Annotated in this window: 25 protein-coding genes; 16 read left to right on the plus strand and 9 right to left on the minus strand. The window is 61.0% G+C overall.

What is annotated here, in order from left to right; translation table 11 throughout:
- The first annotated feature begins 102 nt into the window (after window positions 1-102).
- Window positions 103-1,398 (plus strand): pilus assembly protein TadG-related protein, encoded by a 1,296-nt coding sequence (locus ATC00_RS28535; protein WP_064255283.1) that lies wholly within the window; start codon window positions 103-105, stop codon window positions 1,396-1,398.
- A gap of 109 nt (window positions 1,399-1,507) precedes the next feature.
- Here ATC00_RS28535 and ATC00_RS28540 read toward each other — a convergent pair whose 3' ends face one another.
- Window positions 1,508-2,065 carry a prepilin peptidase gene (locus tag ATC00_RS28540; RefSeq protein ID WP_064255284.1) on the minus strand — a complete coding sequence of 186 codons (558 nt, stop codon included), beginning with the start codon at window positions 2,063-2,065 and terminating at the stop codon, window positions 1,508-1,510.
- A gap of 318 nt (window positions 2,066-2,383) precedes the next feature.
- Here ATC00_RS28540 and ATC00_RS28545 point away from each other — a divergent pair, with 318 nt between their 5' ends.
- From ATC00_RS28545 to ATC00_RS28610, 14 genes are all read left to right on the plus strand, one after another.
- Window positions 2,384-2,584 carry a hypothetical protein gene (locus ATC00_RS28545; RefSeq protein WP_064255427.1) on the plus strand — a complete coding sequence of 67 codons (201 nt, stop codon included), beginning with the start codon at window positions 2,384-2,386 and terminating at the stop codon, window positions 2,582-2,584.
- Window positions 2,585-2,681: 97 nt separating this feature from the next.
- A complete protein-coding gene (gene cpaB / locus ATC00_RS28550; RefSeq protein ID WP_064255285.1) occupies window positions 2,682-3,680 on the plus strand; it encodes a Flp pilus assembly protein CpaB in 999 nt (332 codons plus the stop codon).
- Between the two features lie 65 nt (window positions 3,681-3,745).
- On the plus strand, window positions 3,746-5,233 hold the full coding sequence (locus tag ATC00_RS28555; protein WP_064255286.1) for a type II and III secretion system protein family protein: 1,488 nt from the start codon (window positions 3,746-3,748) through the stop codon (window positions 5,231-5,233).
- Window positions 5,214-5,534: a hypothetical protein gene (locus tag ATC00_RS28560; protein WP_064255287.1), complete on the plus strand. Its 321-nt coding sequence runs from the start codon at window positions 5,214-5,216 to the stop codon at window positions 5,532-5,534. The genes ATC00_RS28555 and ATC00_RS28560 overlap by 20 nt, the downstream gene beginning before the upstream one ends.
- A 283-nt stretch (window positions 5,535-5,817) precedes the next feature.
- Window positions 5,818-7,416: a TadE/TadG family type IV pilus assembly protein gene (locus tag ATC00_RS28565; protein WP_064255288.1), complete on the plus strand. Its 1,599-nt coding sequence runs from the start codon at window positions 5,818-5,820 to the stop codon at window positions 7,414-7,416.
- A complete protein-coding gene (locus tag ATC00_RS28570) occupies window positions 7,413-7,895 on the plus strand; it encodes a TadE/TadG family type IV pilus assembly protein (RefSeq protein WP_064255289.1) in 483 nt (160 codons plus the stop codon). The genes ATC00_RS28565 and ATC00_RS28570 overlap by 4 nt, the downstream gene beginning before the upstream one ends.
- The gene (locus tag ATC00_RS28575) at window positions 7,889-8,512 is read left to right on the plus strand and encodes a TadE/TadG family type IV pilus assembly protein (protein ID WP_064255290.1); all 624 of its coding nucleotides are present in this window, start codon (window positions 7,889-7,891) and stop codon (window positions 8,510-8,512) included. Before ATC00_RS28570 ends, ATC00_RS28575 begins: the two co-directional genes overlap by 7 nt.
- A 28-nt stretch (window positions 8,513-8,540) precedes the next feature.
- Window positions 8,541-9,683, plus strand: coding sequence for a hypothetical protein (locus tag ATC00_RS28580; protein WP_064255291.1), 1,143 nt, complete (start codon window positions 8,541-8,543; stop codon window positions 9,681-9,683).
- Between the two features lie 56 nt (window positions 9,684-9,739).
- Window positions 9,740-10,273: a L,D-transpeptidase gene (locus tag ATC00_RS28585; protein ID WP_064255292.1), complete on the plus strand. Its 534-nt coding sequence runs from the start codon at window positions 9,740-9,742 to the stop codon at window positions 10,271-10,273.
- Window positions 10,274-10,291: 18 nt separating this feature from the next.
- A complete protein-coding gene (locus ATC00_RS28590) occupies window positions 10,292-11,743 on the plus strand; it encodes a CpaF family protein (protein WP_064255293.1) in 1,452 nt (483 codons plus the stop codon).
- A complete protein-coding gene (locus ATC00_RS28595; RefSeq protein WP_064255294.1) occupies window positions 11,740-12,693 on the plus strand; it encodes a type II secretion system F family protein in 954 nt (317 codons plus the stop codon). The genes ATC00_RS28590 and ATC00_RS28595 overlap by 4 nt, the downstream gene beginning before the upstream one ends.
- Before the next feature lie 9 nt (window positions 12,694-12,702).
- Window positions 12,703-13,644 (plus strand): type II secretion system F family protein, encoded by a 942-nt coding sequence (locus ATC00_RS28600; RefSeq protein ID WP_064255295.1) that lies wholly within the window; start codon window positions 12,703-12,705, stop codon window positions 13,642-13,644.
- 18 nt (window positions 13,645-13,662) lie between these two features.
- Window positions 13,663-14,955, plus strand: a complete 1,293-nt coding sequence (locus ATC00_RS28605; RefSeq protein WP_064255296.1) for a hypothetical protein — start codon at window positions 13,663-13,665, stop codon at window positions 14,953-14,955.
- 124 nt (window positions 14,956-15,079) lie between these two features.
- The gene (locus ATC00_RS28610; protein WP_064255297.1) at window positions 15,080-15,640 is read left to right on the plus strand and encodes a hypothetical protein; all 561 of its coding nucleotides are present in this window, start codon (window positions 15,080-15,082) and stop codon (window positions 15,638-15,640) included.
- A gap of 219 nt (window positions 15,641-15,859) precedes the next feature.
- Here the strand turns inward: ATC00_RS28610 and ATC00_RS28615 are convergent, their stop codons facing one another.
- From ATC00_RS28615 to ATC00_RS28645, 7 genes are all read right to left on the minus strand, one after another.
- Window positions 15,860-16,384, minus strand: coding sequence for a tetratricopeptide repeat protein (locus tag ATC00_RS28615; protein ID WP_037387841.1), 525 nt, complete (start codon window positions 16,382-16,384; stop codon window positions 15,860-15,862).
- A gap of 1,235 nt (window positions 16,385-17,619) precedes the next feature.
- Complete coding sequence (locus ATC00_RS28620; RefSeq protein WP_037387839.1) at window positions 17,620-18,411, minus strand: amino acid ABC transporter ATP-binding protein; 792 nt, start codon at window positions 18,409-18,411, stop codon at window positions 17,620-17,622.
- 11 nt (window positions 18,412-18,422) lie between these two features.
- A complete protein-coding gene (locus tag ATC00_RS28625; protein WP_064255298.1) occupies window positions 18,423-19,712 on the minus strand; it encodes an amino acid ABC transporter permease in 1,290 nt (429 codons plus the stop codon).
- Window position 19,713: 1 nt separating this feature from the next.
- On the minus strand, window positions 19,714-20,967 hold the full coding sequence (locus ATC00_RS28630; protein WP_064255299.1) for an amino acid ABC transporter permease: 1,254 nt from the start codon (window positions 20,965-20,967) through the stop codon (window positions 19,714-19,716).
- Between the two features lie 116 nt (window positions 20,968-21,083).
- On the minus strand, window positions 21,084-22,100 hold the full coding sequence (locus ATC00_RS28635; RefSeq protein ID WP_037387835.1) for an amino acid ABC transporter substrate-binding protein: 1,017 nt from the start codon (window positions 22,098-22,100) through the stop codon (window positions 21,084-21,086).
- Between the two features lie 113 nt (window positions 22,101-22,213).
- Window positions 22,214-22,687, minus strand: coding sequence for a RidA family protein (locus ATC00_RS28640; protein ID WP_064255300.1), 474 nt, complete (start codon window positions 22,685-22,687; stop codon window positions 22,214-22,216).
- A gap of 10 nt (window positions 22,688-22,697) precedes the next feature.
- Window positions 22,698-23,936 (minus strand): MalY/PatB family protein, encoded by a 1,239-nt coding sequence (locus ATC00_RS28645; RefSeq protein WP_064255301.1) that lies wholly within the window; start codon window positions 23,934-23,936, stop codon window positions 22,698-22,700.
- A gap of 118 nt (window positions 23,937-24,054) precedes the next feature.
- Here ATC00_RS28645 and ATC00_RS28650 point away from each other — a divergent pair, with 118 nt between their 5' ends.
- The gene (locus tag ATC00_RS28650; RefSeq protein ID WP_064255428.1) at window positions 24,055-24,954 is read left to right on the plus strand and encodes a LysR family transcriptional regulator; all 900 of its coding nucleotides are present in this window, start codon (window positions 24,055-24,057) and stop codon (window positions 24,952-24,954) included.
- A gap of 109 nt (window positions 24,955-25,063) precedes the next feature.
- Here the strand turns inward: ATC00_RS28650 and ATC00_RS28655 are convergent, their stop codons facing one another.
- Window positions 25,064-26,173 (minus strand): flavin monoamine oxidase family protein, encoded by a 1,110-nt coding sequence (locus ATC00_RS28655; RefSeq protein ID WP_064255302.1) that lies wholly within the window; start codon window positions 26,171-26,173, stop codon window positions 25,064-25,066.
- Window positions 26,174-26,340 lie beyond the last annotated feature (167 nt).

Raw genomic sequence — 26,340 nt, forward strand, 5'->3', positions numbered from 1 at the left:
ACGCAAGGCGCATGGGGAGGACTAGGCCAACCGGCCGAATCGCAACCGCTTCGGGCCGGGGATATATCCTCGGCCGGACCATCGGCACTCCAGGACACTCGGATGCGCAAAGCAAAAAACGTCATCGAAGTCGAGAAAACGTCGCCGCACGTGCGGCGCCTTTCGCGCGCCTTCATGGAAGACGATCTCGGCGCCGTCGCCGTTATCGGCGCGATCGTGTTCCCCGTTCTGGTTGGCGCCATGGGGCTCGGGGCGGAAAGCGGCTACTGGCATATGGAGAGCCGCAAGCTGCAGCATGCGGCGGACGTCTCGGCTCATGCCGCAGCCATCCGCCATCGCGCGGGCGACCAGCAATCGGGCCTTGAGAGCACGGCGCTGAGGATCGCACGCGCCTCCGGCTACTCGCCCGGCACCCTGACCGTCAGCACCAAACCGGGGCTGAGCGCCGGATCGAGCAAGATCACGGTCGAGCTGACGGAGACGCATGCGCGCCTGTTCTCCTCCGTCTTCATCGGGCAGCCCGTGACGATCTCGGCCCGTGCGGTCGCCGAGGTCAAGGGCGGCTCGAAGGCCTGCGTGCTTGCGCTGTCGAATTCCGCGTCCGGCGCAGTCACCGTTACCGGCTCGACCCAGGTGCAATTGTCGGGCTGCAGCGTGGTCTCGAATTCGAGCGCCGCCGACGCATTCCTGATGAAGAACGGCAGCGCAGTGATGTCGACCGATTGCGTTTACACCGTCGGTGAGGCCGTGACCACGACGGGCCTGACGCTGACCGGTTGCAGCGAACCCGCGGAGCGGGTGCCGCCGACGGCGGATCCTTTTGCCTCCATCGCCGAGCCCGACAAGCTGCATGTCGAGCAGCTTCCCTGTCGAACGCTCGCCTATATCTCGAATTCCGCCTACACGTTCGACAAGCTTGCGAACGGGACCCCGGCAATCCGGTTCTGCGGCGGACTGGAGATCAAGGGCACGATTACACTGAAGCCTGGCCTCTACATCATGGACGGCGGCGACTTCACGGTCACTGCGGGCGCAAAGCTCTCCGGCGACGGGGTCACCCTGTTCTTCACCAATGGAGCCGCCGCGAAATTGCTCGGCAACGGCGATATCGATCTATCCGCTCCGACCACCGGGCCTTTCGCCGGCCTGCTCTTCTTCGGCAGTCGGCGCGACACCGGTGTCGCCCATCAGGTGACGGGCAATTCCGAATCGACCCTAGAAGGAAACCTCTACATTCCCACCGGCAGTATCGATTTCACCGGCAATTCGACCGTGTCCGGGGGCTGCACCCAGATCGTCGCGGACCAGATCACGTTCACGGGCAACTCGACGATGGAGACCTGCGCCTCGCCAACCGACGAGATCGTCGTGGGCCGAACGGTGTCGCTCGTTGAGTAGTCGGGGAACTGCCCATGGGAGGGACAGCAGGCCCGAGGGCTGCGCTGCGCCACATGGCTGGCCGCCAGCCACCGCGGGACCCCTCTGTGTGGAGCGTCGAATAGCAGGCTCAGGCAAAACCCGGCCGGTGAGCCATTACGGCGAGCGCGGCTGCGACCATGATGACGCCGTAGGGTATCTTGCGTGTCGTGCGGATCTCCTCCAGCCGCATCACCACGGAAAAGTGCGCCAGCTGCAGCGGCATCGGCAATTTGAGAATCAACAATGCCGCGATGCCGCCGATCAGCAGGAAGATCGCGAAGGGCAGCATGCCGTGCCAACCTATGAAGAAGCCGATCGGCAGAAACAGCTTGGCGTCGCCGGCGCCGAAGAGCCTGAACGACCAGAGGCCGAAGCCAAGTATGAAGAGCAGCATGCCGGCTCCGACATCGCCGGCAATGCCGGAGGCGGAGAAGAGCGCAGCGCCGAGATCATCGGCCATCAACTCCCCTAATGCTCCGCCGGCCTGTTCGGCCATCAGAAGCTTCAGGGCGGCGCCGAGGGCGTAGACCGCTATCAGGGCGAGCACGACGCCGTTCGGGATCTTCCAGAACCGGAAATCGCTCCAGGCGGCATAAAGCAAAAGTAATACTGTTGCCACAATTAAAATGTTGATTCCAGAAATCATCTTTCTCGTACTCCATACGCAGTTAAAATTGATTATTTTAAGAAAATTCCGAAGGGCTTCTAATCCTTTTGGGCTATACAACACCGAGTATATAACTCGAACAGCGTCAATTCTATACCACTTTTTCCGCTATAAATCCAGAGATACTCGTTTGTTATCTTAACCATAAGCAATGCCCTCTGAAAATTGCTAAATATAATGATTGACGATGTAGTAGTTAACGTTCTATTAATCGACCCAGTCGGAGAGATGGTCTCGACGGCAGCGCGGCCCGGGGAATTTGGCGGCACGCGAAGTATATTTGAAAAGGATTTCTCGATGAAAGCTTTTGTAGCTAATGTATCCGCTTTCGCGCGGGAAGAAGACGGTGTTGCGCTGTCGGAGTATCTCGTTCTCCTTGGGCTTCTGGTCGGTGGTGTGATTGGCGCCGTTACCACCGCGGGTGGCAGTCTGTCCACGGCATGGACCAACTGGAGCGGCTGGTTCCTCGTGTTGGACGACGCGACCCCTGCCGGCTGATTACTATGCTTGCTGCGAGAGAGGGGTATGATAACCCCTCTCCCATATTTTAAATAATTGTCGAAAAGTATTTTCGATTAGGTATGGAGTATCGGCGATGCGGTCCTCGACGATCATCAGTCTCGCTGTTGCTGTTTTACTTGCCTTCGTCGCGGTTTTTGCGACCCGGACCTATCTCACCGATCAGCAGGCGCGGCTTGCGGCTGCGAATACTCCCAAATCCGAGGAGAGAACGCTTGTTGTCGCCGCCAAGCCCATGCGTTTCGGCGACCGTGTGCGCTCGGAAAATCTGAAAGCCATTCCCTGGCCCTCCGAAGAGCGCCCGGAAGGTTCATTTCAGACGATGGAGGCGGTACTCGGTGACGATACGGAGCCGCGCTATGCCATGGAGGCGATCGATCCCGGCGAGCCGGTGCTGACGTCAAAGATCACGGGTACGGGTGAGCGCGCCACTTTATCGGCGGCGCTCGACCAGGGCATGAAAGCCGTTTCCATTCGCGTAAACGACGTGCTCGGCGTTTCCGGCTTCGTGCGTCCCTCGGATCGCGTCGACGTTCTACTCACCCGGGTGGTCCGTCAGCAAAACAACAGCGAGCAGACCTATGTCGACGTGCTGCTCCAGGGCGTGAAGGTCCTGGCGGTCGACCAGACCGCGGACGAACGCAAGGACGAGCCTTCCATCGTAAAAACGGTCACCTTCGAGGTGACGACCGACGAGGCGCAGCGCCTGACACTGGGCGCCAGCATCGGCACTCTGTCGCTCACGCTTCGCAACATCGCCTCATCCAACGTCGAACAGACGCGGCCGATCACGGTTGCGGACCTCGGTGGCGGTTTGGTCTCCGCGGACCTCGCGAGGTCGTCGGACGACGGGCGATTCGCGACGATCGAGGATCTCGTCCGCAAGGTTGGAGATGAACTCGGCAGCCGGATTGACTCTGTCGAAAGCAAGATGAAACAGCCCGTTAAGGAAAAACAGGTACAGATTGCAGAGCGAAAGGCAGAACCACTCTTGCCCGTAGAGCCAAAATGGGCCACGGTCGGCGTCTGGAACACGACGAAGCGCGAAGAGCACCGAGTCGGCATAATCCAGTGAAGCGAGGGGAGCGGCTTTTGCCCGCAGGCGCTGTGGCTGAACGAGGAGCGGAGGCTGAAGCGGGAATGTCCAGGGGAATCATGAAGGGGGCGGCCAGAGCCGGAACCCTCGCGGCGGTAGCCGCGGCATTAATTGCCTATGGTGGTGGGGGTCCCGGCGTTGTGGGTCCCGCCGAGGCCCAAGAAAAATTCATAAGCCTCACCGGCTCGGTGCAGCAGGTGACGCTGGCGCCAAACGACACGATAACGGTCAGGACCGGCAAGCCTTTCGGCGACCTGGTCATCGGCAGCGCCGAGATGATCGACGTGGTGCCCCTTTCCGACCAGTCGCTGTTCATCCGCGGCAAGCAGATGGGTGCTACTAATATCTCCGTCTATGACGACAATAAGGCGCTTGTCGGTGTTATCGACGTGCGGGTGGCCGCCGATTTCAGCGAAGTGGCGTCGGCGATCCGCTCCACGGCGCCCTCGGCGCAGGTCCGGGTCTTCAATTCCAACGATCGTATCCGATTGACCGGCACGGTCCGCGACGCCGTCGAGCTGCAGCGGGTTCTGGAGATCGCCCAGTCCTATTCCGAAACACCGGTGCTGAATCAGTTGCGTGTGGCCGAATCGCAGCAGGTGATGCTCGAGGTCCGGGTAATCGAAGCCTCGCGTCAGACCGGCCGCGACCTCGGTATTGGTTGGTCCGGCCGGGGCAACAATGGCATCGGCAAGGCGACGACCAGCCAGGGCATCGGCGTAGAAAAGGGATCGCTCGTCCGCACCCTGGAGGACGCCGCTGGTGCGGCGACCGGCATGCAGCCTTTCGGCCAGCTGATTGCCAAGGTGCTTGAAATTTCCGGCGGCCAGATCGACATCGTCATCAACGCGCTGGAGCAAAAGGGCCTTGTGCGCCGGCTGGCGCAGCCGAACCTGATCGCCATGAGCGGCGAAACCGCAAGCTTCCACGCCGGCGGCGAGGTGCCGATCCAGTCGACTGTCGCCAACGGCGCGACGCTTGCGACCGAGACCGATTATCGCCCGTTCGGTGTGCGGCTCACCTTTTCGCCGGTGGTGCTCGATGGCGGGCTGATCAGTCTCAAGATCGAGCCCGAAGTCTCTGAACTCGACACCTCGATCAACGTCAACGGCAATCCCGGCTTCATCTCGCGTGCGGCGAGCACGACGGTCGCGCTGCGTGACGGACAGAGCTTTGCGATGGCGGGCCTGCTGCAATCGGTCAATGCCAAGGACGTTCAGCAATTGCCATGGCTGGGGCAGGTTCCGGTGATAGGCGCGCTGTTCCGCTCGACGAGCTTCCTAAAAAGGGAGTCGGACCTGGTCATCGTCGTCACCCCGCATATCGTTCGGCCGTCGAAGCCCGGCGAAGACCTCTACAGCCCGCTCGAACAGACGCGTTCTTCCAACGACGTCGAGCTTTTCGCGCTTGGTATTCTCGAGGTTGACAAGGACATGCTGCGCCGCTTCCGCAATGGCGAAGGCGTCAAGGGGCCCTACGGCCATCGTCTCGATCTGGACGTGGGAGGCGCAGTTGTCCTTTCCAAGAAGTAAACGCGCTGTCCTGGTCCTTGCCGCCGCGGGTCTTCTCTCGGGCTGTGCCGACTATTTGAACCATCGCGACACGATCACCTTCGGGGCTGGAAATGCGATGGAGGCCAACAAGGGCATCCATATCCAGGATCCGTTCCCGCGGGCGGCGTACAACACGCAGATCGCCACCGACGGAAAGGTGATCAACCGTGCGATCCGCAGCTATCAGGGCGGCGGGCAGACAAGCGCGCCGGCGCCCTCGGCGGTGATCCTGCCGGTGGCAACGCCGCCGAATGGAACGGGCGGAGCGACGGGGCAGTAGTGACGGACTGAATTGAAGAACGGCGACCGGGCCGGAAAGGGATGTAAATAGAAATACTGGGATGACGATCTTGGGTCGAATCGGCCCAGGATCGTAAGTAAAGCGATCCGACTTTAATATATTTTATTAGCTGAGACGCGGGATGCGAGCGAATTACCGCTCATGATTTCCAAAAAACCGCTCTCGTTTTTTTAAGTGTCGTTGCCCTGAGGGCGCTGAGCGCTGTGTTGGGCGACGCGTAAGTATCTCGGCGGAAGACCGCCGCGATCCGAGGAGCATGCCGATGTTGCGTAGGGCTGTTAAACGCTTCCTGGATGACCACCGTGGCTACGTCATAGCGTTGACGCTGATTTCCATGCCACTCCTGCTCGGTTTCTCGCTGCTCGTCATTGATGTCGGCCGCAGCGGCAATCTCCACACTGACCTGCAGAACGCCGTCGACGCCATGGCGCTGGCCGGCGCCCGCGAGCTCGACGGCCGCGACGACGCGATTACCCGTGCCGATGAGGCAATCGAGGCGCTCGCGAACCGCGCCGCCTTTGGAGGCGGCGGGACAGGCATGTCGCTCGGCTCGCAGATCACCGTGACCTATGACGCAGGCAACGATGCCGGAAGTACGGTCACGGTCACCTACCTCAAGGAAATCCCGGCCGACGACGACGATCCGATAGAGGCCTCGATGATCACCACGGATCCGAACGCAGCCTCCTATGCCCGGGTCGTCGCTGACGATCAGGCGATGACGACGATCTTCCCGATCCCCGTCGGCTTCAACCGTGACACGATCAACGTATCAGCCGAGGCGGTGGCGGTTTACCGGTCGAGCGCCTGCGACGTGACACCGATCTATATCTGCAATCCTTTCGAGGCAGCCGGTAACTCCACCGAGGCGGGAAACCAGGCTGCAGCGGATGCCCTGCACGCGAACTTCGCGGCGGGTAATCTCTACGGCCGCCAGATCGAGCTTCACAGCACCTCTTCTTCGGCTCCGGGCCCCGGTAACTTCGGGTTCCTCGCAACCTACGGCAACGGCGCCAACGTCCTTGCGGAAGCGCTGGCCACCGGTTCGCCGGGCGTCTGCTACAAACAGGACGCCTTGGAAACGAAGACGGGTGCAATGGCCGGACCAGTGGAGGCGGGACTCAACACGCGTTTCGGCATGTATTCCGGATCATTCGGCAATGCGCGTAACGATGCCAGCTACCGGCCGTCCCGCAACGTGCGCTCGGCACAGAATCAAACCGGCGGCGCCAACAAGATCTGCGGCGAATACAATCCCCTGATGAGCGGTAGCACCGTCGGCGACGTGACCAAGGCCGTGCCGCTCGGTTACGGCGCGTCGATGACCTCTCTGGCCGGCGGCAAGATCAGCAGCGGCAACGACTGGCAGTACAACAGCTACTGGAACGTCGCCCAGGGGAGTTCCACTCCGTCCGTCAGCACGATCCTCAGCAATCATTCGAGCTACCCATCGCCCACCGGCTCTCCGTCGCAGCCTTCGGCCTACGATGTGTATCGCTACGAGCTCAATAACTCCGCACTGATCAACCACGCCTCCGCCAGCGGCGAGACCGGCGCGCCTCGGACCGGTGGCCAGTGCTACACGGGGCCGGACCTCTCGAACTACACGGACGGCGATTATGGTGATCGCCGCGAGATCTTCGCTGCCATCGTCAACTGTGGCTACGAAAATGCCGCCGGCCATCTGAATGGCCACAAGGAGACGCAGGCCGTCGCCTTCGCCCGCATGTTCCTGACGAAGCCGGCAATCAAGGCCGGCAGCGAGCGCTTCCTTTCGCTGGAAATGATCGACATCACGGGTAAGGGCGGGCGCGGCACGCTGGACGAGTTCCTGCGCGAAGAAGCGGAGTTGGTCCGATGAACGCGTTCAAGAATTTCCTGAGCCGTCGATGCTGTTTCGCTTTCTGGTTGAATTCAGAAGGTGCCGTGCTCGCGGAGGCTCTAATCGCCGTGCCTTTCATTACGATCTTTGCCGCGGGCATCCTCGAATTCGGCAATGTCTTCTGGGAGCGGATGCAGATCGATGCCGCCCTGCGCGATGCCGGGCGCTATCTGTCGCGCTGCCGGCCGACGTCACCGACCTATACCTCGACGTGCTCGGAGGCGACCGCGAAACTGATCGCTTATTATGGAACGCAAAGCCCGGCAGCGGACGCAGGTCTGCGGGTGCCAGGTTGGGGCCCCAACCTTGCCGACATCACGGTCAATCCGGTCGGCGCTGACGGGACGTTCACGATCCAGACCGCGCATCTCTACGAAACCTCGCCGATATTCGGCTGGCTCGGCATTGACGAAATAACCATCAGCGCCTCGCATGAAGAGAGGTATATGGGATGGTAGCCTCTCGTTTCTTCAAGCCTTTCGGGCGGGACGAGAGCGGCATCGCTCTCTCGGAGACGCTGATCACGTTTCCGATCGTCCTCCTCGTCTTTGCGGCTTTCGTCGAGTTCGGTTTTGCCATGTCGCAATGGAACCAGACGGTGAAGGCGCTGCAGTTTGGCGCGAGACTCGCGGCGGTTTCCGATCCGCTGACGAGCGACTTCAACACGGCGTTTCCGACGGAGGCCGCCAATCCGTTGAACAATGGCGATGCGACGCCGAACGACGCGACCGTGTCCTCGACTTGCGGTCCCGAGCTTGCCAATTGCACCGCGGAACTGAGCCGGATCGTACTTGGCAGCGACGGCGCGTGCGGCGTGGCGGGTGATGCCCGCCCCGGTATCTGCGACATCAACTCGCGCATCCAGCCGCAAAACCTCGTGGTCACTTATCAGCGTTCCGGGCTCGGATATTGGGGGCGACCGGAGGGGCCGGTGCTCACCATGCGGCTCGAGGTCCGCGACGTAACATTCGAACTCCCGGTTCTTGGTGCACTGCTAGGGCTAAACGACGTCACCATACCAGCGCATCCGGTGACGATCACGACCGAAGACCTGCAAACATGCTCGACGTGCTAAACCCTTGATATAGCGTGGGGATTGCGAAATGACAGCGCATATGAACTTCGTAGCGACCACAAAGATCCTCGTCCTTTCAGACGACGCGGCGGCCGCAAGCTTCATGCTCGACACCTTTGGCTCGCTTTCGCGCTACGACGTACGGCACATGGCGCTGAAGGCCCTCGGCGAAAAGGGGCGGATCGACCCGACGCAGTTCGACATGATCGTCCTCGACGTCGACAATGGCGATGTCCTGCAACGGCCGGAGCTTATCGCTTTCCGAACGAACAACCGCAATATCCCGCTCGTGGTCGTCTCCGAAGAGCTGCGGGACGACAGGCTGCGGCTTCTCTTCCGACTGAACGGCAACGATTGGCTGAAAAAGCCGTTGGAACGCCGTGCGCTGATCGACATGATCTCCCTGCATGCGCCGACAGCGGGCGCGAGCGACAGCCGCGTCCATGCCGTCGTCTCGGCGGTCGGCGGGGCAGGGGCCAGCGTGATCGCCTCTTCGCTCGCCCATATTCTTGCACAGCCGACGAAGAATTCCGCACCGCGGGTCAATCTGTTCGACCTCGACTTTTCGTCCGGATCGCTCGGGCAGTATCTCAATCTCGTCAATGACTACGACCTGGTGCCGGTCATTGCCAATCCATCACGCGTCGACGTCGAATTTGTCGATCTGGTGCGCAAGCGTCATTCAGGCGGCTTTTCGCTGCTGTCATTCAAGCAGCCTTCCGTCCTCCTCTCGCCCAAGGGGGCCGAACTGGTGCTGCGCATGCTCGATGTCGTCGCCTTCGAGAGCGACCAGACCATCCTGGACGTGCCCTACTACCAGACGCCATGGAAGGATGACGTGCTCGGATCGGTCAACAGCGTGACGATCGTTACGGATATGACGATTCCGGCGCTTCACCAGGCAAAAGATCTGTTCCTCAATCTCACGCGGCTGCGTGGCAGTTCCGATTCCATTTTCGTCGTCATCAACAAGCACCGAAGCAGCCTGTTCAGCCTGGGGCTCCGCCGGCAACAGGTCGACAAGGTGTTCACGGACACCCAGGCGCATCTCATCGACTATGACTGGGAAACTCTGAGCGAGGCACTCAACCGCGGCGTGCTGCCCTTTGAGGTCAATGCCCGTTCTCACTTCTGCCGCGGTGTCGGCAAACTCGGAGCACTCGTACGATGAAGGCTCGCGTAGCGGAGAACAGGATACCGGGGCGCCAGGGGAGATGGCGGAACTGGATGGTGTGCGCAGCACTGGTCTTCGGCCTGGTTGACCTAGCCGACGAAGCGGGGGCCAACCAGCAGGTGCCGCGAAGCCTCGGGCCGAGCACGGCAACCATTGTGACCGCAGAGCAGAGCCATCCGCCGGGCACCATTGTCGTTCTCAGCGACAAGCGGACGCTCGATCTCGTTCTCTCCCGCGATCGTGCTCTCCGCTACCGGATCGGGGTCGGCCGCGACGGCTTTCGTTGGAGCGGCGTGGTGAAAGTCGGAAGAAAGTCCGAATGGCCCGACTGGCGACCGCCCGCCGAGATGAAAGCGCGGGTGCCGGGGCTTCCTGAACTCGTGCCCGCTGGGCCGTTCAATCCCATGGGCGCGCGAGGGATCTATCTCTACCGAGGCAATGCGGACACGCTTTACCGCATCCACGGCACGAACGAGCAGTCGACGGTCGGTGAATTTGCCTCCTCCGGCTGTTTCCGCATGAGCAACGCCGACGTCATCGATCTCTACAAGCGCGTGCAGGTCGGGGCCACGGTGGTCGTCAAGTAGGTGTAAGGAGTAGGGCTGATGGCGAACGGGTTTATAGGACGCTTTTACAAGCAGCCACCGCAGGAGAGTGCGGGGCTCAGGCAGATTGCCGAGATTGCCGCCAACGGGGCAGCCGCGGTTGTTGCCGCGCCGAAAGAAGCGATCATCGAAGCGGCCGCAGAAGAGCAGGGGCCGCTCGGTCTCGACATGGTGTCCGAAAGGGTCAACCTGCACCGCCACCTCTTGGACCAGATCAATCTCGGCATCCTTGACACACTCGACGAGGAAGAGATTGCCGCCGAGATCCGGCCGCTGGTCAAAGAATATATCCGTCGCAACAACTCGCCGCTTAATGCCAAGGAAATCAATGACCTAGTCCGCGACATCACCGACGAGATGCTGGGGCTTGGGCCGATCGAACCGCTGCTGGCCGACGAAACCGTCGCCGATATCCTGATCAACGGCCACAAAAGCGTGTATGTGGAGCGCCGCGGCCAGCTCGAGAGCACCGCGGTCCGCTTCAAGGACGAGGATCACCTGCTTCGGGTGATCAACAAGATCGTCTCCGCCGTCGGGCGACGGGTCGACGAATCGACACCGATGGTCGACGCCCGCCTCAAGGACGGCTCGCGCGTCAACGTCGCGATCCGGCCAATCTCCGTCGACGGGCCGCTCGTTTCCATCCGCAAATTCACCCGCAAGCCGCTGACGCTCGAGCGCCTCGTCGAATACGGCGCCATGGCGGACCAGATGCGCATTCTGCTCAGCGCCGCGGTCAAGGGCAGGGTGTCGATGATCATCTCGGGCGGTACCGGCTCGGGCAAGACCACCCTGCTCAATGCGCTTTCCTCGCAGATTTCTGAGAAGGAACGGCTGATCACCATCGAGGATGCCGCGGAACTGCAGCTCCAGCAACCGCATGTCGGCCGCATGGAAACCAGGCCGCCGACGCTCGACGGCCGCAACGAGATCCGCCAGCGCGAACTCCTGAAGAATGCGCTGCGCATGCGGCCTGACCGTATCATCGTCGGCGAAGTGCGTGGCGAGGAAGCCTTCGACATGCTGCAGGCGATGAATACCGGCCACGAAGGATCGATGACCACCATTCACGCCAATACGCCGCGCGATGCGGTGAGCCGCCTCGAACAGATGGTCGGCATGGCCGGCATGCCGATGTCGCAGCTAAGCGTGCGCTCACAGATCGCCTCGGCAATCACGATTATCGTCCAGGTGCAGCGGTTGAGCGACGGCAGCCGCAAGGTCGTCTCCGTCTCGGAGATCACCGGCATGGAAGGCGAGGTCGTGCAGATGCAGGAAATCATGCGCTTCAAGAAGACCGGAACCGACGAAAATGGCCGCATTCAGGGCGAGTTCCGCGCCACCGGCCTACGACCGCGCTTCGTCGAGGAATTCGCGGAACTCGGCATCATCATTCCCGCGGCGATCTTCGAACCCGGAAAACCTCTTCAAACGGGGCCTAGCAAGTCATGACCCTCATCCTTCTCTATGCCGCCGTATTTGTCGCAGCGCTGGTCGCTGCAGAAGCGCTGCTGCGCACCTACTTCCGGAGCTCGGAACGCCACAAGGCGGTAAATCACCGCCTGAGCCTGCTCGAAGGCAGCGAGAACCATCGCGAGACCTACCGTGAGATGCTGAAAGCACGCGGTATCGACCAGGACTGGCGATCGCTTCCGCTGATGCAGCGGCTGAGGCAGTACTACGTGCAATCCGGCCTCAAGTTCGACGAAAAGCGATTTTCCCTTTTCGGGGTCGTCGGCGCCATATGCGTCTGGCTGGTCGTCCAATACCTAGTGCCGATCAACCTCGTCCGGATTCCGCTTTTCCTTCTTGTATGCCTGCTAGTACCGGCAGTTGTCGTCTGGCGGGCGCGTGCCAAGCGCATCCGCAAATTCACCGAGAAGCTTCCCGAGGCGCTCGACGTTGCCAACCGGAGCCTTGCGGCGGGGCATCCGCTGCCGGCGGCGATCACGCTGGTTGCGAGAGAGATGCCCGACCCCATCGGCACCGAGTTCGGCCTGCTGTCGGACGAACTGACCTATGGCGTCACGCTCGACGACGCCCTCATGAACCTCAACGATCGCGTTGGTGTCGAAGACCTCAACCTTCTGGCCATCTCGCTGAGCGTCCAGGCTGGCACCGGCGGCAACCTCGTCGAAATCCTGCAGAATCTCTCGAAGACGCTGCGCGACCGCTTCATGCTGAAGGCGAAGGTGAAGTCGATCTCTGCCGAGGGGCGTATCACCGCCATCTTCATGTCAATGTATCCGTTCCTGCTCTTCGGAATGATCAGGACACTGGCGCCGACCTACTTCGACCCGGTCTGGGATAGCGGTTACGGCACGATCATCGTGTCGTCGCTTCTTGTGGTGATGGCGATCGGCAATGTCATCCTCTACAAAATGGTCAACTTTGAGTATTGAGGCGCCGCCATGTGGAACGAATACGGCATATACCTCATCGTCTTCTTTGCGGTATTGATCTTTTCCGCCGCCGCCTCGGAAGTCGTCTTCCGGCGACGCGAGGTGGGTGTCCGGCTTTCGGAGGCCAAATCGCGGGCGGCGGGCAATGATAGCGTGGATGGCGCGATGGCGGATCTCGGCGAGGCCGAGAACCGGCTGATCCGACGCTATTTCGAGATCACCCGCCACGACACCAACGTGAATTCCACGCAGAACCGGCTCATTCGCGCCGGTTATTTCAGCGCCAATGCAGTCACCACCTTCCAGGCGATCCGCGCTATCGTCTGCATCGGTATGATGGTCCTGACGGTCTGGGCATTCAACCGCTTCTTCCCCGAGACGTCGCGGCTCATGACGCTGGTAATCTCGATGTTTGCCGCCGGCATGACCTTCATCCTGGTGAACATCTACATCGATCGGCGCGGTGACGCGAAAGAGCGCGAATATCGCCGCCTCTTCCCCGATTTCATGGATATGCTGATCGTCTGCCTCGACGCGGGAATGAGCCTCGAAGCGGCGGCCAACCGCGTAGCGCGGGAATTCGTCAGCAAGAGGCAGGACTTCGGACTGCATCTTTCGATCATGATGCTGGAGGTTCGCGGCGGTCGGCGGCTGCGCGAGGCGCTCGCAAACCTTGCGGCGCGACTGAGAATCGACGAGGCGCGCGCACTTGCGGTCCTCTTCCGCCAGTCGGAGGAACTCGGCACGAGCGTCACACAGACGCTTCGTGTCTACAGCAAGGAAATGCGCGACCTGCGCATCGTCCGGGCGGAGGAAAAGGCGAACTCATTGCCGATCAAGATGCTGCTGCCGCTTGGCGCCTTCCTGTTTCCGGTGAGCCTCGTCATCGTGCTCGTGCCGATTGTCATTCGCGTTGTCAGCCTCATCATCGGCATGTCGCCCGGCGGTTAAAGAAAAAGCGAGGTCACCATGCATTCGCTCGAAAAAATCCATGACGATAGCGCTCCGGCACTCGACGCCCGTATGCCGCTGGCGCCGATGAGCGTGGAAGAAACGGGGCTCGAGTTCTCCTTTCTGCTGCGGCTCGCCGCAAAATGCGCGACCGAGCAGGACACGGTGACGCCATCGCACCTGGCGGAACGGATGAAACTGCCCAAGGCGGTGATCAATCCTCTGATCAAGGAACTCGTGAAGCTCGCCTATATGGAGGCAAGGGGCTTGGCGGGAGAGGACGTTAGGTCCGACATCCGCTACGCGCTTTCGACCAAGGGCATGGAGTATGCCCATGCAGCCATCCGCCAGTCCTCCTATGTCGGGCCGGCGCCGGTCTCGCTCGACGCCTTTTGTCGCCAACTCGGCCTGCAGTCCATTCAGCACGAGCGCGTGACCCAGGACGGCCTGCTCGCCAGCCTCGAGGGGCTGGTGCTGTCACCGTCGCTCGTCGAGAAGCTGGGTCCCGCTATGAATTCGGGGCAATCCATCCTGCTTTACGGCCCGCCTGGTAACGGCAAGACCAGCATCGCCGAGCGCACCTCGCGCCTGTTCCGACAGACGATCTGGGTACCCTATGCCATCGAGGTCGGCGGCTACGTCATCAGTTTCTACGACGAAGCCGTTCACCAGCCGGTGAACGGGATGCCCTATCCCAAGGCCGATCAGCGTTGGGTCGAATGCCGGCGTCCGGTGATCAAGACCGGCGGCGAACTGACGCTCGACCTGCTCGACCTCGCCTACAGCGAAGGCTCGACCGTGTACGAGGCGCCGCTGCATCTCAAGGCCTCCGGCGGCGTCTTCATCATCGATGATTTCGGGCGCCAGCAGGTGATGCCGCAGGCTCTCATCAACCGCTGGATCGTGCCACTCGAGCGCGGCTACGACTTCCTGACCCTGCATACAGGAAAGAAGTTCAAAGTCCCCTTCGACGAACTCGTTGTCTTTTCGACCAACATTGCCCCGAAGGAACTTTCCGACGAGGCTGGATTGCGGCGGCTGAAATACAAAATATTCGTCAACAATCCTTCGCGAGCAGAATATATCCGGATATTCGAGGGCTACGCCCAAAGCGTGGCGGTAGAAATGTCTGTGGCGGACCTGGAACTGTTCTACGATCGCAAATACGGTGGCGAATCACTGGGCTCCTGCTACCATCCAAAGTATCTTCTGGACTTCATTGGATCCTATTGCGCGTTCAACGGATTGCAGAAAGTGGCGTCGCTGGAGATGCTCGAACGGGCTTGGGAAGGCGTCTTCACGGCGGACTAGCGGTTGGGTGGCGTAGAAGTCCCAAGACTATTGAGGCGGGGCGCTCGCCTCGGCTAAATCGGCCCCAATATCTCGGGGATTGGCAGTTCGAGGGCCACGGCCCGGCTTGCGGCGGAGTGAGATTATGGTTGGCATGGCGAATATCGAAGTCGAACCCGACGCGCGGCGCGAACGGAAGGCGGATGAGCCTGTACGAAAACGGGCTGCGCCATTCATTGCCCTGGCACTGGTGTTCCTGCCGCTAAACGCGGGTATCCTGCTCTACACGGCCAAGAACGCAGCCGACGTCCGAGAAAGCCGCGAAACACTCGCAGGCGTGAAGCGCTCCATCGATGGACTGAAGCTTCAACTCGAAAAACAGGGCCGCAATGTCGCCAGGGTCGCAAGGGCCGATGAGCTGGCGATCGTTCGTCAACGCGTGGAGAACCTGCAGAAGGCGGTCTCGGAACTGGACGACGGAATGCGCTCGGGTCTGCCGAGTTCCGGCGGCTCGGTCATCCTGAGCGCGCCCGGCAAGGGGGCGACGCAGCGCCTCGAGCCCTCGCTGACGACCGCTGCCACGGAGTTGCAGCCCCAGGACGGCAGCCTGCCCGCTATCGGGACCGAGAGCGCCGAATCCAACTTGCCGCGCTACGAAAGGTCGATTTCGCCCGAAGGCAAGTTGATCCTGCGGAAGGTGCGATAGCGAAGCTATGCGGCGCTCGTAGCGGCGAGAACGCGCTGGCTGCAGCGGCGTTATGTGATAGGAAACATGCGATAGAACTTGAGCAGTTTTTAATTTGTATCCGGTTCAAGGATTATCGACAAAGTCATGCAGCATTCAAAATCATACAGCCCCGCGTCTGATAAGACGCGCGGAACTGTATGATTTTAACGAAACGTGCAGTAGGCAGTCTGCCAGCCATCACCGCTGCGCGTACTTGACGCTGTTCTTCATCAGCTCGAGATTCCTGGCAGTCGTTTCATTCGCCGGGTCAAGCTCGTATGCTTTGAGGAAGTACTGGCGTGCGCGCGGCAAGTCGCCGCGCAGAAGGTGGGAATAGCCGATGTTGTTGTAATAGACAGGGCTGTTGCCAATCATCTTGGAGAGTTGCTGGTAGGCGCGATCCGACGTGTCGAACCGTCCGATCATGTCAGCAGAGGCAGCGAAGCCGAGCCAAGCAGCAGGATCCTGCGGAAAAACGGCAACCGCACGTTTATAGATTGCGTAGGACTTGCCGTAGTTCTTTTCCTTGAACTGCAACTTGCCGGTCGTGATCAGTTCGTCGTTCTTGTAGAAGGCGACGGCCGAGTCGTCCTCGAGCGTTTTGGCACTATCGCCAAATGCCGCAACGTCGTCGAAAGCAGCCGATTGGCATCCGCTAAGAATGAGTGCGACCAACAGCAATGGCGAAAGACGACTAAGTCGTGACTGAGTTTGATAGGTCAATATTCATCCCCTAAACACTGGGCCAACCTAGACTCACGCTCGCTCGCGCTCACGTAAAATCTTATGCGATAGAAGCTAACAAATAAAGAATTCGCGCCATGAGTCGCCATAAAGAGACACATGCCTCCGACCGCGATTGCGCTGCCTAAGGGAGGTTTTGCGTCCAGCCGGGCGAGTTGAAGGGGCAGACGAGCTTTCTACTGTAAGCTTTAGAAGCGCAACTTAGGCGCTCTGATCTGGAGTGTGGAGGAGTTCCGTTCAGTTTTCCCCTGAAAGGTTTTCAACAGTTCACGGCACCCTCGCTCCAACGATGTTCGTCGGCCCCTAGACGAGTTGGTTCATGCCGGTCGTGCTTTTTGCTCTCGCCCCGCCACTTGCGATGTTGGTGGCGCGAGCAAACGGAAGCGCGCGAACCCCGCATTCACGGCACGAAGGACGTTCCAAAAACAGCAGTACGCCTCAACCGTTGTTCAGTAGCGGATCCACTACAAGCCTCAGTGTGATCAGGCTCCCGCAACCAAATCACAGACAACGCCGCAAAATCCCGTCCCTGCACCTCGAAAACGGCCCGCGAGGTTCGCCAGATAGCGGTGATGTTGCAGAACATTGAACCGGCCTTCGATAACGGTCTTTGCCGGGCAGGGCGCCGCATCTCATGCGACCGACCAGACGATCCGGTTCCCTGGCCGCAGCGCGGCCGTCGAGGCCGCCGTCGCTGCGGAAGCTCTTGAGGCGCCCAGGGCCGGATGCGACCGTTCGCTTGTTCTCGGACAAGGCTCGAAGTTCTTCGGCATCGTTCTTCCCTGCGGCGGCGGGATAACGCTCGCCATACACGTGGTCAGGCGGAGCGAACCGCTCGATGAAGTGCTTGCCGCAATGGCCAGGCGCAAGCGGGCCGGCGCTTGCGCTATGATGCGAAGGCTCAATTCCTCGTGTTCCAAGAGCCAACGGCAGCGCCGAGGTGGGTGCAGGACAGCTTCATCACCACCTATCATCCCGCGACGCGCATCGTTCTCTGCAGACGTTCAATCGAACTGAAGATGGCGGTAAGCCTTGCCGAGACCGCCGGCTACGACGTCATCGCTCTGAACGGAGCGGGGGCGGGGCGCTGTGCCCTCACCATCTGGACGCGCATTCCGCCGTGGCCTTTCTGCACCATGACATCGACCGAGAGATGGCTGCGCTCGAAGTCGCGCTGGCAAGCCGGGCCTACGTTCGCGGCGGTGCACTGTCGTTCAGTGACCCAGGATCTGTCCGAGGAATGTTCGCGTGCGCTCCGACTGCGGCGCGCTGAAGAACGCCTTCGGCTCATTCTGTTCAATAATCTGGCCCTGATCCATGAAGATCACCCGGTCCGCCACGGCTTGGGCAAAGCCCATTTCGTGGGTGACACAGAGCATCGTCATGCCCTCTTCGGCGAGCTCGATCATCGTATCGAGCACCTCCTTGATCATCTCGGGGTCAAGAGCTGACGTCGGTTCATCGAACAGCATGAGGCGCGGCTTCATGCACAGCGATCGTGCGATCGCCACGCGCTGTTGCTGGCCGCCGGAGAGCTGACCCGGAAATTTATGCGCCTGATCCGGTATCCTGACCTTCTCAAGGAAATGCATGGCAAGCTCCTTGGCCTCGCTTTCCGGCATCTTGCGGACCCAGATCGGGGCGAGCATGCAGTTCTGGAGGATCGTCAGATGCGGGAAGAGATTGAAGTGCTGGAAGACCATGCCGACTTCGCGACGGACGTCGTCGATTTTCTTCAGGTCGTTGGAGAGTTCGATGCCGTCGACGACGATCGTGCCGGATTGATGTTGCTCAAGCCTATTGATGCAGCGGATCATTGTCGATTTGCCGGAGCCCGACGGTCCGCAAATGACAATCCGCTCTCCCCGTCGCACGGTCAGATTGATGTCGCGCAGGACGTGAAACTCGCCATACCACTTGTTCACGGCCGTGATCTCGACGGCGGCCTTGGCAGGATCGAGCCGGTCGTCCTGCGCGAGTGCTTGTAGCGTCATGGTGTTTGTCATGCGCGTTTCTCCTAACGATGGTCCGTTTTCAGCCGGCGCTCGAGATACATCGAGTAGCGCGACATGCCGAAGCAGAAGACGAAAAACACCGCGCCGATGAAGATGAAAAGTTCCCAGTAGATCCCTTGCCAGTTCGTGTTGGCGCGGATGGCGGCGGCGAGGGCGATCGGGTCGAGAAGGCCGATGAACATGACGAGCGTCGTGTCCTTGAAGAGCCCGATGAAAGAATTGACGATGCCGGGAATGGAGATCTTGAGGGCTTGCGGCAGGATGACGAGGCGCTGGGCCTTCCAATAGTCGAGCCCCAGAGCTTCCGCGGCCTCGTATTGGCCGCGCGGCAGGGCTGCCAGACCACCACGAATGACCTCGGCCATATAGGCGCTGGCAAAGAGCGTCACCATGATCACGACGCGCAGGATGAGGTCGAAATTCGTGCCGGGCGGTAGGAAGTAGTTGAGCAGCAGCGATGCGGTGAAGAGCAGCGTGATGAGCGGCACGCCGCGAATGAATTCGATGAAGACGACGCTTAGCAAATGAATGAGCGGCAGGCTGGAACGGCGGCCGAGCGCGAGCAAGATCCCGAGCGGCAGCGACATTGCGATTCCGGTCACGCCGATCACGATCGACAGCAGGAAGCCGCCAATGTCGCGTGATGCGACGACGTCAAGAGTAATCGGCAGAAGAGCGTTCGCCGTCGACGTGAGCGGTTCGACGGCATACAGCCACCAGAGCACTGCGCCGAGGATTGCGACGCTGATGGCAAATCCGTGGCTGATGCGCGCACTCAACGAGATTAGTCCAACGGCGACGGCGAAGCCGAGATAGACGGCGGTCGGGAACCAAAGGCTTCCGCCCCAGATCAGCCAATAGGCGATACCGGGGTAGACGGCACTGAACCAGAGTGCACGGGCCGGCGGGGAGCGGAACAGAACCGGCGCGAAGGCTGCGAAGAGCAGCGCGAAGGCCAGGACCGGTCGCCAATAGAGGTGCGGCGGATAGAAGCCGAACAGAAGCTGCGGCCACCGGTCACGGATGACGGCCCAGCATGCGCCTGGCGCTCCATCCAGAAGTTGCCGGCATTCGGCGAGCGAAGTGGCTTGCCAGACGGAATTGCCAAGCCATGGTGCGACGGCCACTGCGAGCCATAGGATCGCGGCCACCGACGCCAAGGTCAGAAAGGTGCTGACCCAGCCATTGAAAAGATTCTTTCTCGTCCATTCCAGTCGGCCATTTTGGCGATCGGGTCTTGCTGACGGGGAAACCATGTCCTGGCGCACCCAGGAGACGTTGTGCATGTTCATCCTAACGCTCCTGCAGCCTGACGCGATCATTGTAGATGTTCATGACGACGGAGATCGACAGACTGATCGCGACATAGGTCAGCATCATCAGCAGCATGCCCTCGAGTTCGCGGCCGGTCTGGTTGATCGTAATGCCGCCGAGGGTGGAGCGAAGATCCATGTAGCCGACAGCAAGACCCAGCGACGTGTTCTTGGTGATGTTGAGGTATTGCGAGATCAGCGGCGGAATGATGATCCGCAGGGCCTGCGGCAGGATCACCAGACGCATCGTGCGGGCCGGAGAAAGCCCCAGCGCAAGAGCGGCTTCCGTCTGCCCCCGCGAAATCGCGAGGATCCCGGAGCGGACGATTTCTGCGATGAAGGCGCCGGTGTAGACGCTGAGCCCGATCCACAGCGCGATGAAGGAATTGCGCAGTTGCAGGCCGCCCGTGAAGTTCAGGCCCTTCAAGGCGGGATAGTCGAGATGAAAGCCGAGTGCGTAAAGCAGGGCGACCATCGGCAGTGCGAAGATGCACAGGCTCTTCCACCAGGTGATCGGACGCCGCCCGGTCGCGCTTTGGACCCGTTGAGCGTGCTTGACGAGGCCGCGATGGATGAGAAACGAGAGCGAGAGTACTCCGAGGATCGCGATGTCATTGAGGTCGAGTGCGCCGAGGGCAAGCTCGGCTTGGCCAAGGCTCCGGGTAAAATCGGGCACAGGCAGGTAGATGCCGCGGTTGGTGACGGCGACGCTGTCCCACAGCACCATGGAGGCCCTAGGGTTTTCGCCGCGGAATGCATTGGGCGCGGGCATGGCCTCCGACATGACAGCGGCCACGACGATGATCCAAAGGAGGGCCGGCACGTTTCGGAAGCTCTCGACATAGACGGTCATCAGCCGGGCGACGACCCAGTTGTTGGAAAGCCTGAGAACGCCCGCAAACACGCCGAGAATCGTTGCCGTCACGCAGGCCATCGCCGCGACGATCAGCGTGTTGAGCAGTCCGACCAGAGCAGCGCGGGCATGGCTGCTTGTGCTCGAATAGTCGATGGCGCGCGGCGAGATGTCGTAACCGGCGGTGCTCCACAGGAAGCCGAACGAGAAGTCCTTTCCAAGGGCAGCGAGGTTGCGGATCGTATTATCGAGAAGCCAGGTCGCCGCAAGCACCAGAATGATAAACGCGAAGACCTGGATCGTCCGGGCCCGGTAGCGAGAGTCGTTAAAGAGCATGCTCAATTGAAACGGCTCGCGCGAAGCGCCGCTCTTCATTGCCATGAGGGATCTCCCTGAAGGTTCGCTGCGCTACCTTCGGCGCACGATGAGTGCGCTCGGGGCAAACGGGTACGGGGAAAACGAAAAGGCGCGGGGCAAGCCCGCGCCATGGAGGCGGTTTAGCGGAACGGCACCGCGTACATCAGTCCACCCTGTTCCCACAGAGCGTTCTGACCGCGAGCCAACCCGATCGGCGTCTTTTCACCGACGTTCCTGGCGAAGATTTCCCCGTAATTGCCTTCGGCTGCGATTGCACGCTTGGCCCACGCGGCATCCAGCCCCAACTGCTCGCCGAGATTGCCTTCCTTGCCCAGCAGGCGATTGATCTCGGGATTGTCGGTGCCGGCGGAGAGTTTCTCGACGTTTTCAGTGGTGATGCCGAACTCTTCAGCGGCGATCAGTGCATTCAGCGTCCATCGGGCGACGTCTGCCCACTGATCGTCGCCCTGGCGCACCAGCGGCCCCAATGGTTCCTTCGAGATGACGTCCGCAAGAATGATATGTTCTTGCGGGTCCTTGAAGCTCGAGCGCGTGGAAGCAAGGTCCGATCCATCGGAAGTATACACGTCGCAGGCGCCCGCGAGATATTTCTGCTGGATGTCGGCGTTGTTTTCGACCGGAACGGGTTCATAGGTCATGTCGTTCTTGCGGAAATACTCTGCAAGATTCAGTTCGGTGGTGGTGCCGGTCTGGATGCAGATCGTCGCGCCGTCCAGATCCTTTGCAGTCTTGGCGCCGAGCGCCTTCGGCACCATGAAGGTCTGGCCGTCATAGAAGTTCACGCCGGCAAAGCTGAATTTGAGGTCGACGTCGCGGGAAAACGTCCATGTCGTGGTGCGCGACAGGATGTCGACCTCGCCGGAGGCAAGCGCCGTAAAGCGTGTTTGCCCCGTTGTCGGAACGAATGTCACCGCGTTCGGGTCTTTGAGGACCGCAGCAGCCACAGCCCGACAATAGGCAACGTCCATGCCGTGCCACACCCCCGACGCGTCCGGCGCGGAGAAGCCGGCTTGACCGCCGGTAACACCGCAGTTCAGCTTGCCGCGCGCTTGAACGTCGGCCATCGTGCCGGCCGAAGCGGCGCCGGCCGTCAGCGTTGCCGCGGCAATCGCGGCAAGAGCAATCGTCATTTTCATTGGCATTCTCCCCAGTTGTGATCCAGCGGCGGTGGCTTTTGCCGGTTCTCTCCGCCGCTCGGATCGATTGAGTTCCCGATTTCTTCCTCGTCACCGGCCACGGCCGAAGACGCTCATTGTTCCTGGACGACCTCGATGATGGCTTCGATTTCGACGGGCGCGTTCATCGGAAGGGCGGCGACGCCGACGGCGGAGCGTGCGTGCTTGCCCTTCTCGCCGATTGCGGCGACGAGGAAATCCGACGCTCCGTTGGCGACGAGGTGTTGCTCCGTGAAGTCCGGAGCGGATGCCACGAAGACGGTGATCTTGACGAGCCTGGCAATCCTTTCGAGGCTTCCGAGATAAGCCTGGGCCTGGGCGAGGACGTTCAACGCGCACTGTTTGGCGGCGAGCGCACCGGCAGCGACGTCGAGGTCCCTGCCGAGCAGTCCTGTGGCAATCAGTTTGCCGTCGGCGAGCGGCAGTTGGCCGGAGGTGAGAATAAGACTGCCGCTTGCGGTCACCGGGAGATAGTTCGCCATGGACTTCGCCGCAGCCGGCAGTTCGATCCCCAACTCAGCCCAGCGCTTCTCAATCGTCTGAGACATTGACTCGCCCTCAAAGTTCGGCGACGGCGGCGGCGATACGCCGGATCGCCTCATCGACGGTTGCGCGCGGGCAGCCGAGATTGACGCGCATGAACCCGTGCCCCTCGATCCCGAACTTCTGGCCCTTGTCGAGCCAGACGCGCGCCTTAGTCAGCATGAACTTGTTGAGCGTCTCGGCATTCATCCCGAGACTGCGGCAATCCATCCAGGCCAGGTAAAGGGAGTCGGTCGGAAGAACCTTCAGGCGCGAATCCGCTTCGTTGACCGCGGCGGCGAAGTGCGCGTGATTTGCCCGCAGGTAGTCCAGCATCTCCTCGAGCCAGGGTTCCCCATAGGCGTAAGCTGCCTCCGCGGCGACCATCCCCAATACGTTGACGAGTTCGAAGACGTTGCGCTCATACTGGCGGCGCAGTTCTTCCCGCAGCCTCTTGTTGGGGACGAAGACGTTGGCGCTTTGCAGGCCGGGCAGATTGAAGGTCTTACTCGGCGCGGTGCAGGTAATGCTGTTTTGGGCGAACTCTTCGCCGAGCGACGCGAACGGGATGTGCTTCATTTCCGGGTTCAGGATGAGATCCTCGTGAATCTCGTCGGAAATGACCAGGACACCGTTGCGGGCGCAGATTTCCCCCATCGTCCTGAGTTCGTCCTCGGACCAGACGTTTCCGGTCGGATTATGCGGGTGGCTCAGGATGAAGAGCTTCGTATTGCTGCGGATGGCCGCCTCGAAGGTCTTCTCGTTGAACCGATAGCCGTCGTGGGTGAATTCGAGCGGTGCGTAGGCGAGATGACGGCCGTTCAACAGGACGTCGTTGTGGAAATGCGCGTAGACCGGCGGTTGGATCAGAACGCTGTCGCCAGGCGCCGAGAAAGCCTGCGCGGCCGTCTTCAAGGTGGTGATGATGCCCGACGTCGGGAGGATCCAATCCTTGGCGACATCCCAGCCGAAACGGCGCTGCTGCCAACCGACGACTGCGCCGACATAGGATGACGTTGCGCCGCCCGGATAGCCGAAGACACCATGCTCGACTGCCTCGTGGAGCGCATCGATGACCGCTTGCGGCGCCTTGAAATCGGTGTCGGCGACCCACATCGGCAGTGGATCGGCCGCGGCTTCGTCAGGCGCCAACAGTTTGCTGGCGTAAGCCCATTTCATCGAGTTGCTGGTCTTGCGATCGACGACCTCGTCGAAGATCGACGAGGTTCGCGCTTGATCCGCAAGGGGAGGGTATGCAGTCGCCAATTTCGTCACTTCGGTGTCCTTTCGTCCGTTCGGCTCACCCGATGGGGCCCGGTTGACGAAAAGGTTAGCCGCATCGCATTATGAGCGGAAATGGTATGATTTCATTGAATCATGAATGGGCATCATAATGATCGACCGGCAGCACCTTGCAATCTTGAGAGAAGTGCACCGCCGCGGCAGCGTCACTGCGGCCGCCGAGAAGCTGAACGTCACGCAGTCGGCCTTGAGCCATACGGTCGCCAAGTTCGAGGAGCGGCATGGCATCAAGGTCTGGACAAAGACGGGCCGTGGGCTGCGATTGACGCAAACGGGCGAGTATCTGCTGAGTGTCGCCGAGCGGATCTTGCCGCAGATGGAGCACGCGGAGCGGGTCCTGACCGACTTCGCGCGAGGGAGGAGGGGGGCGCTTCGTGTCGGCATGGAATGCCATCCCTGCCAACGGTGGCTCACGAGAATTGCGACGCCTTATCTTGCTGAGTGGCCTGACGTGGACTTCGACGTGCGCACCGCTTTCCGCTTCGATGGCATTGAGGCACTCCTTGGGTTTGAGATCGATCTGCTGATCACGCCGGACCCGGTGGAGACGCCGGAACTACAGTTCATCCCGGTTTTTGATTATGAGCTGGTCCTGATGGTGCACGAGACGCATCCGCTCGCCAGCCGGGATCACGTACAACCCCAAGACCTGCTCGATGAGGAACTGATCACGGTTCCCGTCACCTTGGAGCGCCTGGATATCTACACCCGTTTCCTTGTTCCCGCGCACTGCCGGCCCCGCCAGCACCGCACGGCCGAGACCATCGATTTGATGCTGCAGCTCGTATGCGCGGGCCGGGGAGTTACGGTTCTGCCGGATTGGCTGCTGCAGGAGGATGCTTCCGGGCTGCCGATCCGCGCCCTCCGTCTGGGAGATGCCGGCATCCAGAAGAGCATCAATCTGGGTGTACGGCGCGGCGAGGAGACGACCACCTACGTCGACGGCTTCCTGAAGCTTGCACGCGGGCTGGGGCGCTCGCCCTTGCCGTGATCCGTGGAACGCCCCAAGGAGATGACGATGTGGGAGCCGCTTTCGGTCGTTCCGCCACATCAACCCTTTCGCGGAAACTCGCATCGACTATCCCATGTGCGAGTGCCTTTCAGCTTTTGTTCGCGGCGAATTTCTGGATCACCTCGGCGGCAGCCTGAGCCGATGCTTCCACGGCGCCGGCCAGATAGCCGGCTTCGTTCGGGCTCGTCTCGCTGCCGGCAAGGGCGAGCCGCTCCTTCCACGGGCCAGTGATCCAGCCATCATCCGGGGTATGGGGATGGCCGGCCGAAAACCAATCGGTAGATGTTGCTGTCAGCGGGTCGGCGGCCCAGTCCTTGTAGAGCGTCGCCCGCGGATGGGCGGCTTGCGGCCCAAAGATGCGAGCCAACTGCTGAATACAGGCATGCGTCAGCGCTTCCTCGCCGATCGCCGCGCGTTGCTCCGCCGCCATCCCGACAAAGCCGAACAGCGCTGCGCTGCCGGAGGACGTCGTCGCATCGTGGATCTCCGCCAATGGTCCGACCATGCTTTGTGCCGTACCCGAAAGCCCTGCCTCCCGCCAGAAAGGACGGTCATAGACGGCGAAAAACTTCGCGTGCGGCGCCATCCAGGTAGGGGTTTCTTGCCAAAGCCGAACCGTCGCAGGTTCCTGCGGCGGCTCAAACCGAACGGTCGCCTGGAGGATACGCGGCGGCAGGGCCGCGATGACCTGTGACGCCTGCACGATCTCCCCGCGTCCGTCGGCAAATCGGACTGACAGCCCCACCCCGGCGTCCGATAGGCGCATCTCGGTCACCTGCGTTCCGCATAGGAGCCTTGCTTCAGGCAGGTCTCGTGCCAGCTCTCGGATCAACGCCGCCGACCCTCCGACGAGCCGCAGCGCTTCGGGTTCCTGGCTGAGGCCAGGATAGCGCCTTGCCGCTTCCCGCGACATTCGCTCGAAGACTACGTCGCCGTCGCTATTCTGTGCGAAGGTGGGAAGATCGAGTTCCGCGACGAGTGCGGCGATCGCAGGCTGCATCCGGGGCCAGAACCAGGATGGGCCGAGGTCGAAGCCATCCGTATCAGGCCGACCTGTCTCATTGACGGTCTGGATCCGACCGCCGAGCGTGGCCCTTGCCTCGAGGAGCAGGAACTCGATCCCCGCCGTGTGCAACAGGCGCGCCGCATTCAGCCCCGCCAAGCCCCCGCCGATAATCGCAACCTCTGTGTCCATCATTGTCTCTTTTCCGGAAGGCCCTCCCCAGCAGCGAGTGCGGCGTTCAAAGCAGCGGGTCGGCGGGGCGATATCCACGCGGCCATACCATGAGGGTTCGCCAACCAAAAATGGCGTTGCTTCATGGGTCGATGAACAGCGCTCATAATGCTCCTTTCGTGAGCTGCACG

Origin of the sequence: Sinorhizobium americanum (genome assembly GCF_001651855.1) — a bacterium.
Lineage (GTDB): Bacteria > Pseudomonadota > Alphaproteobacteria > Rhizobiales > Rhizobiaceae > Sinorhizobium > Sinorhizobium americanum.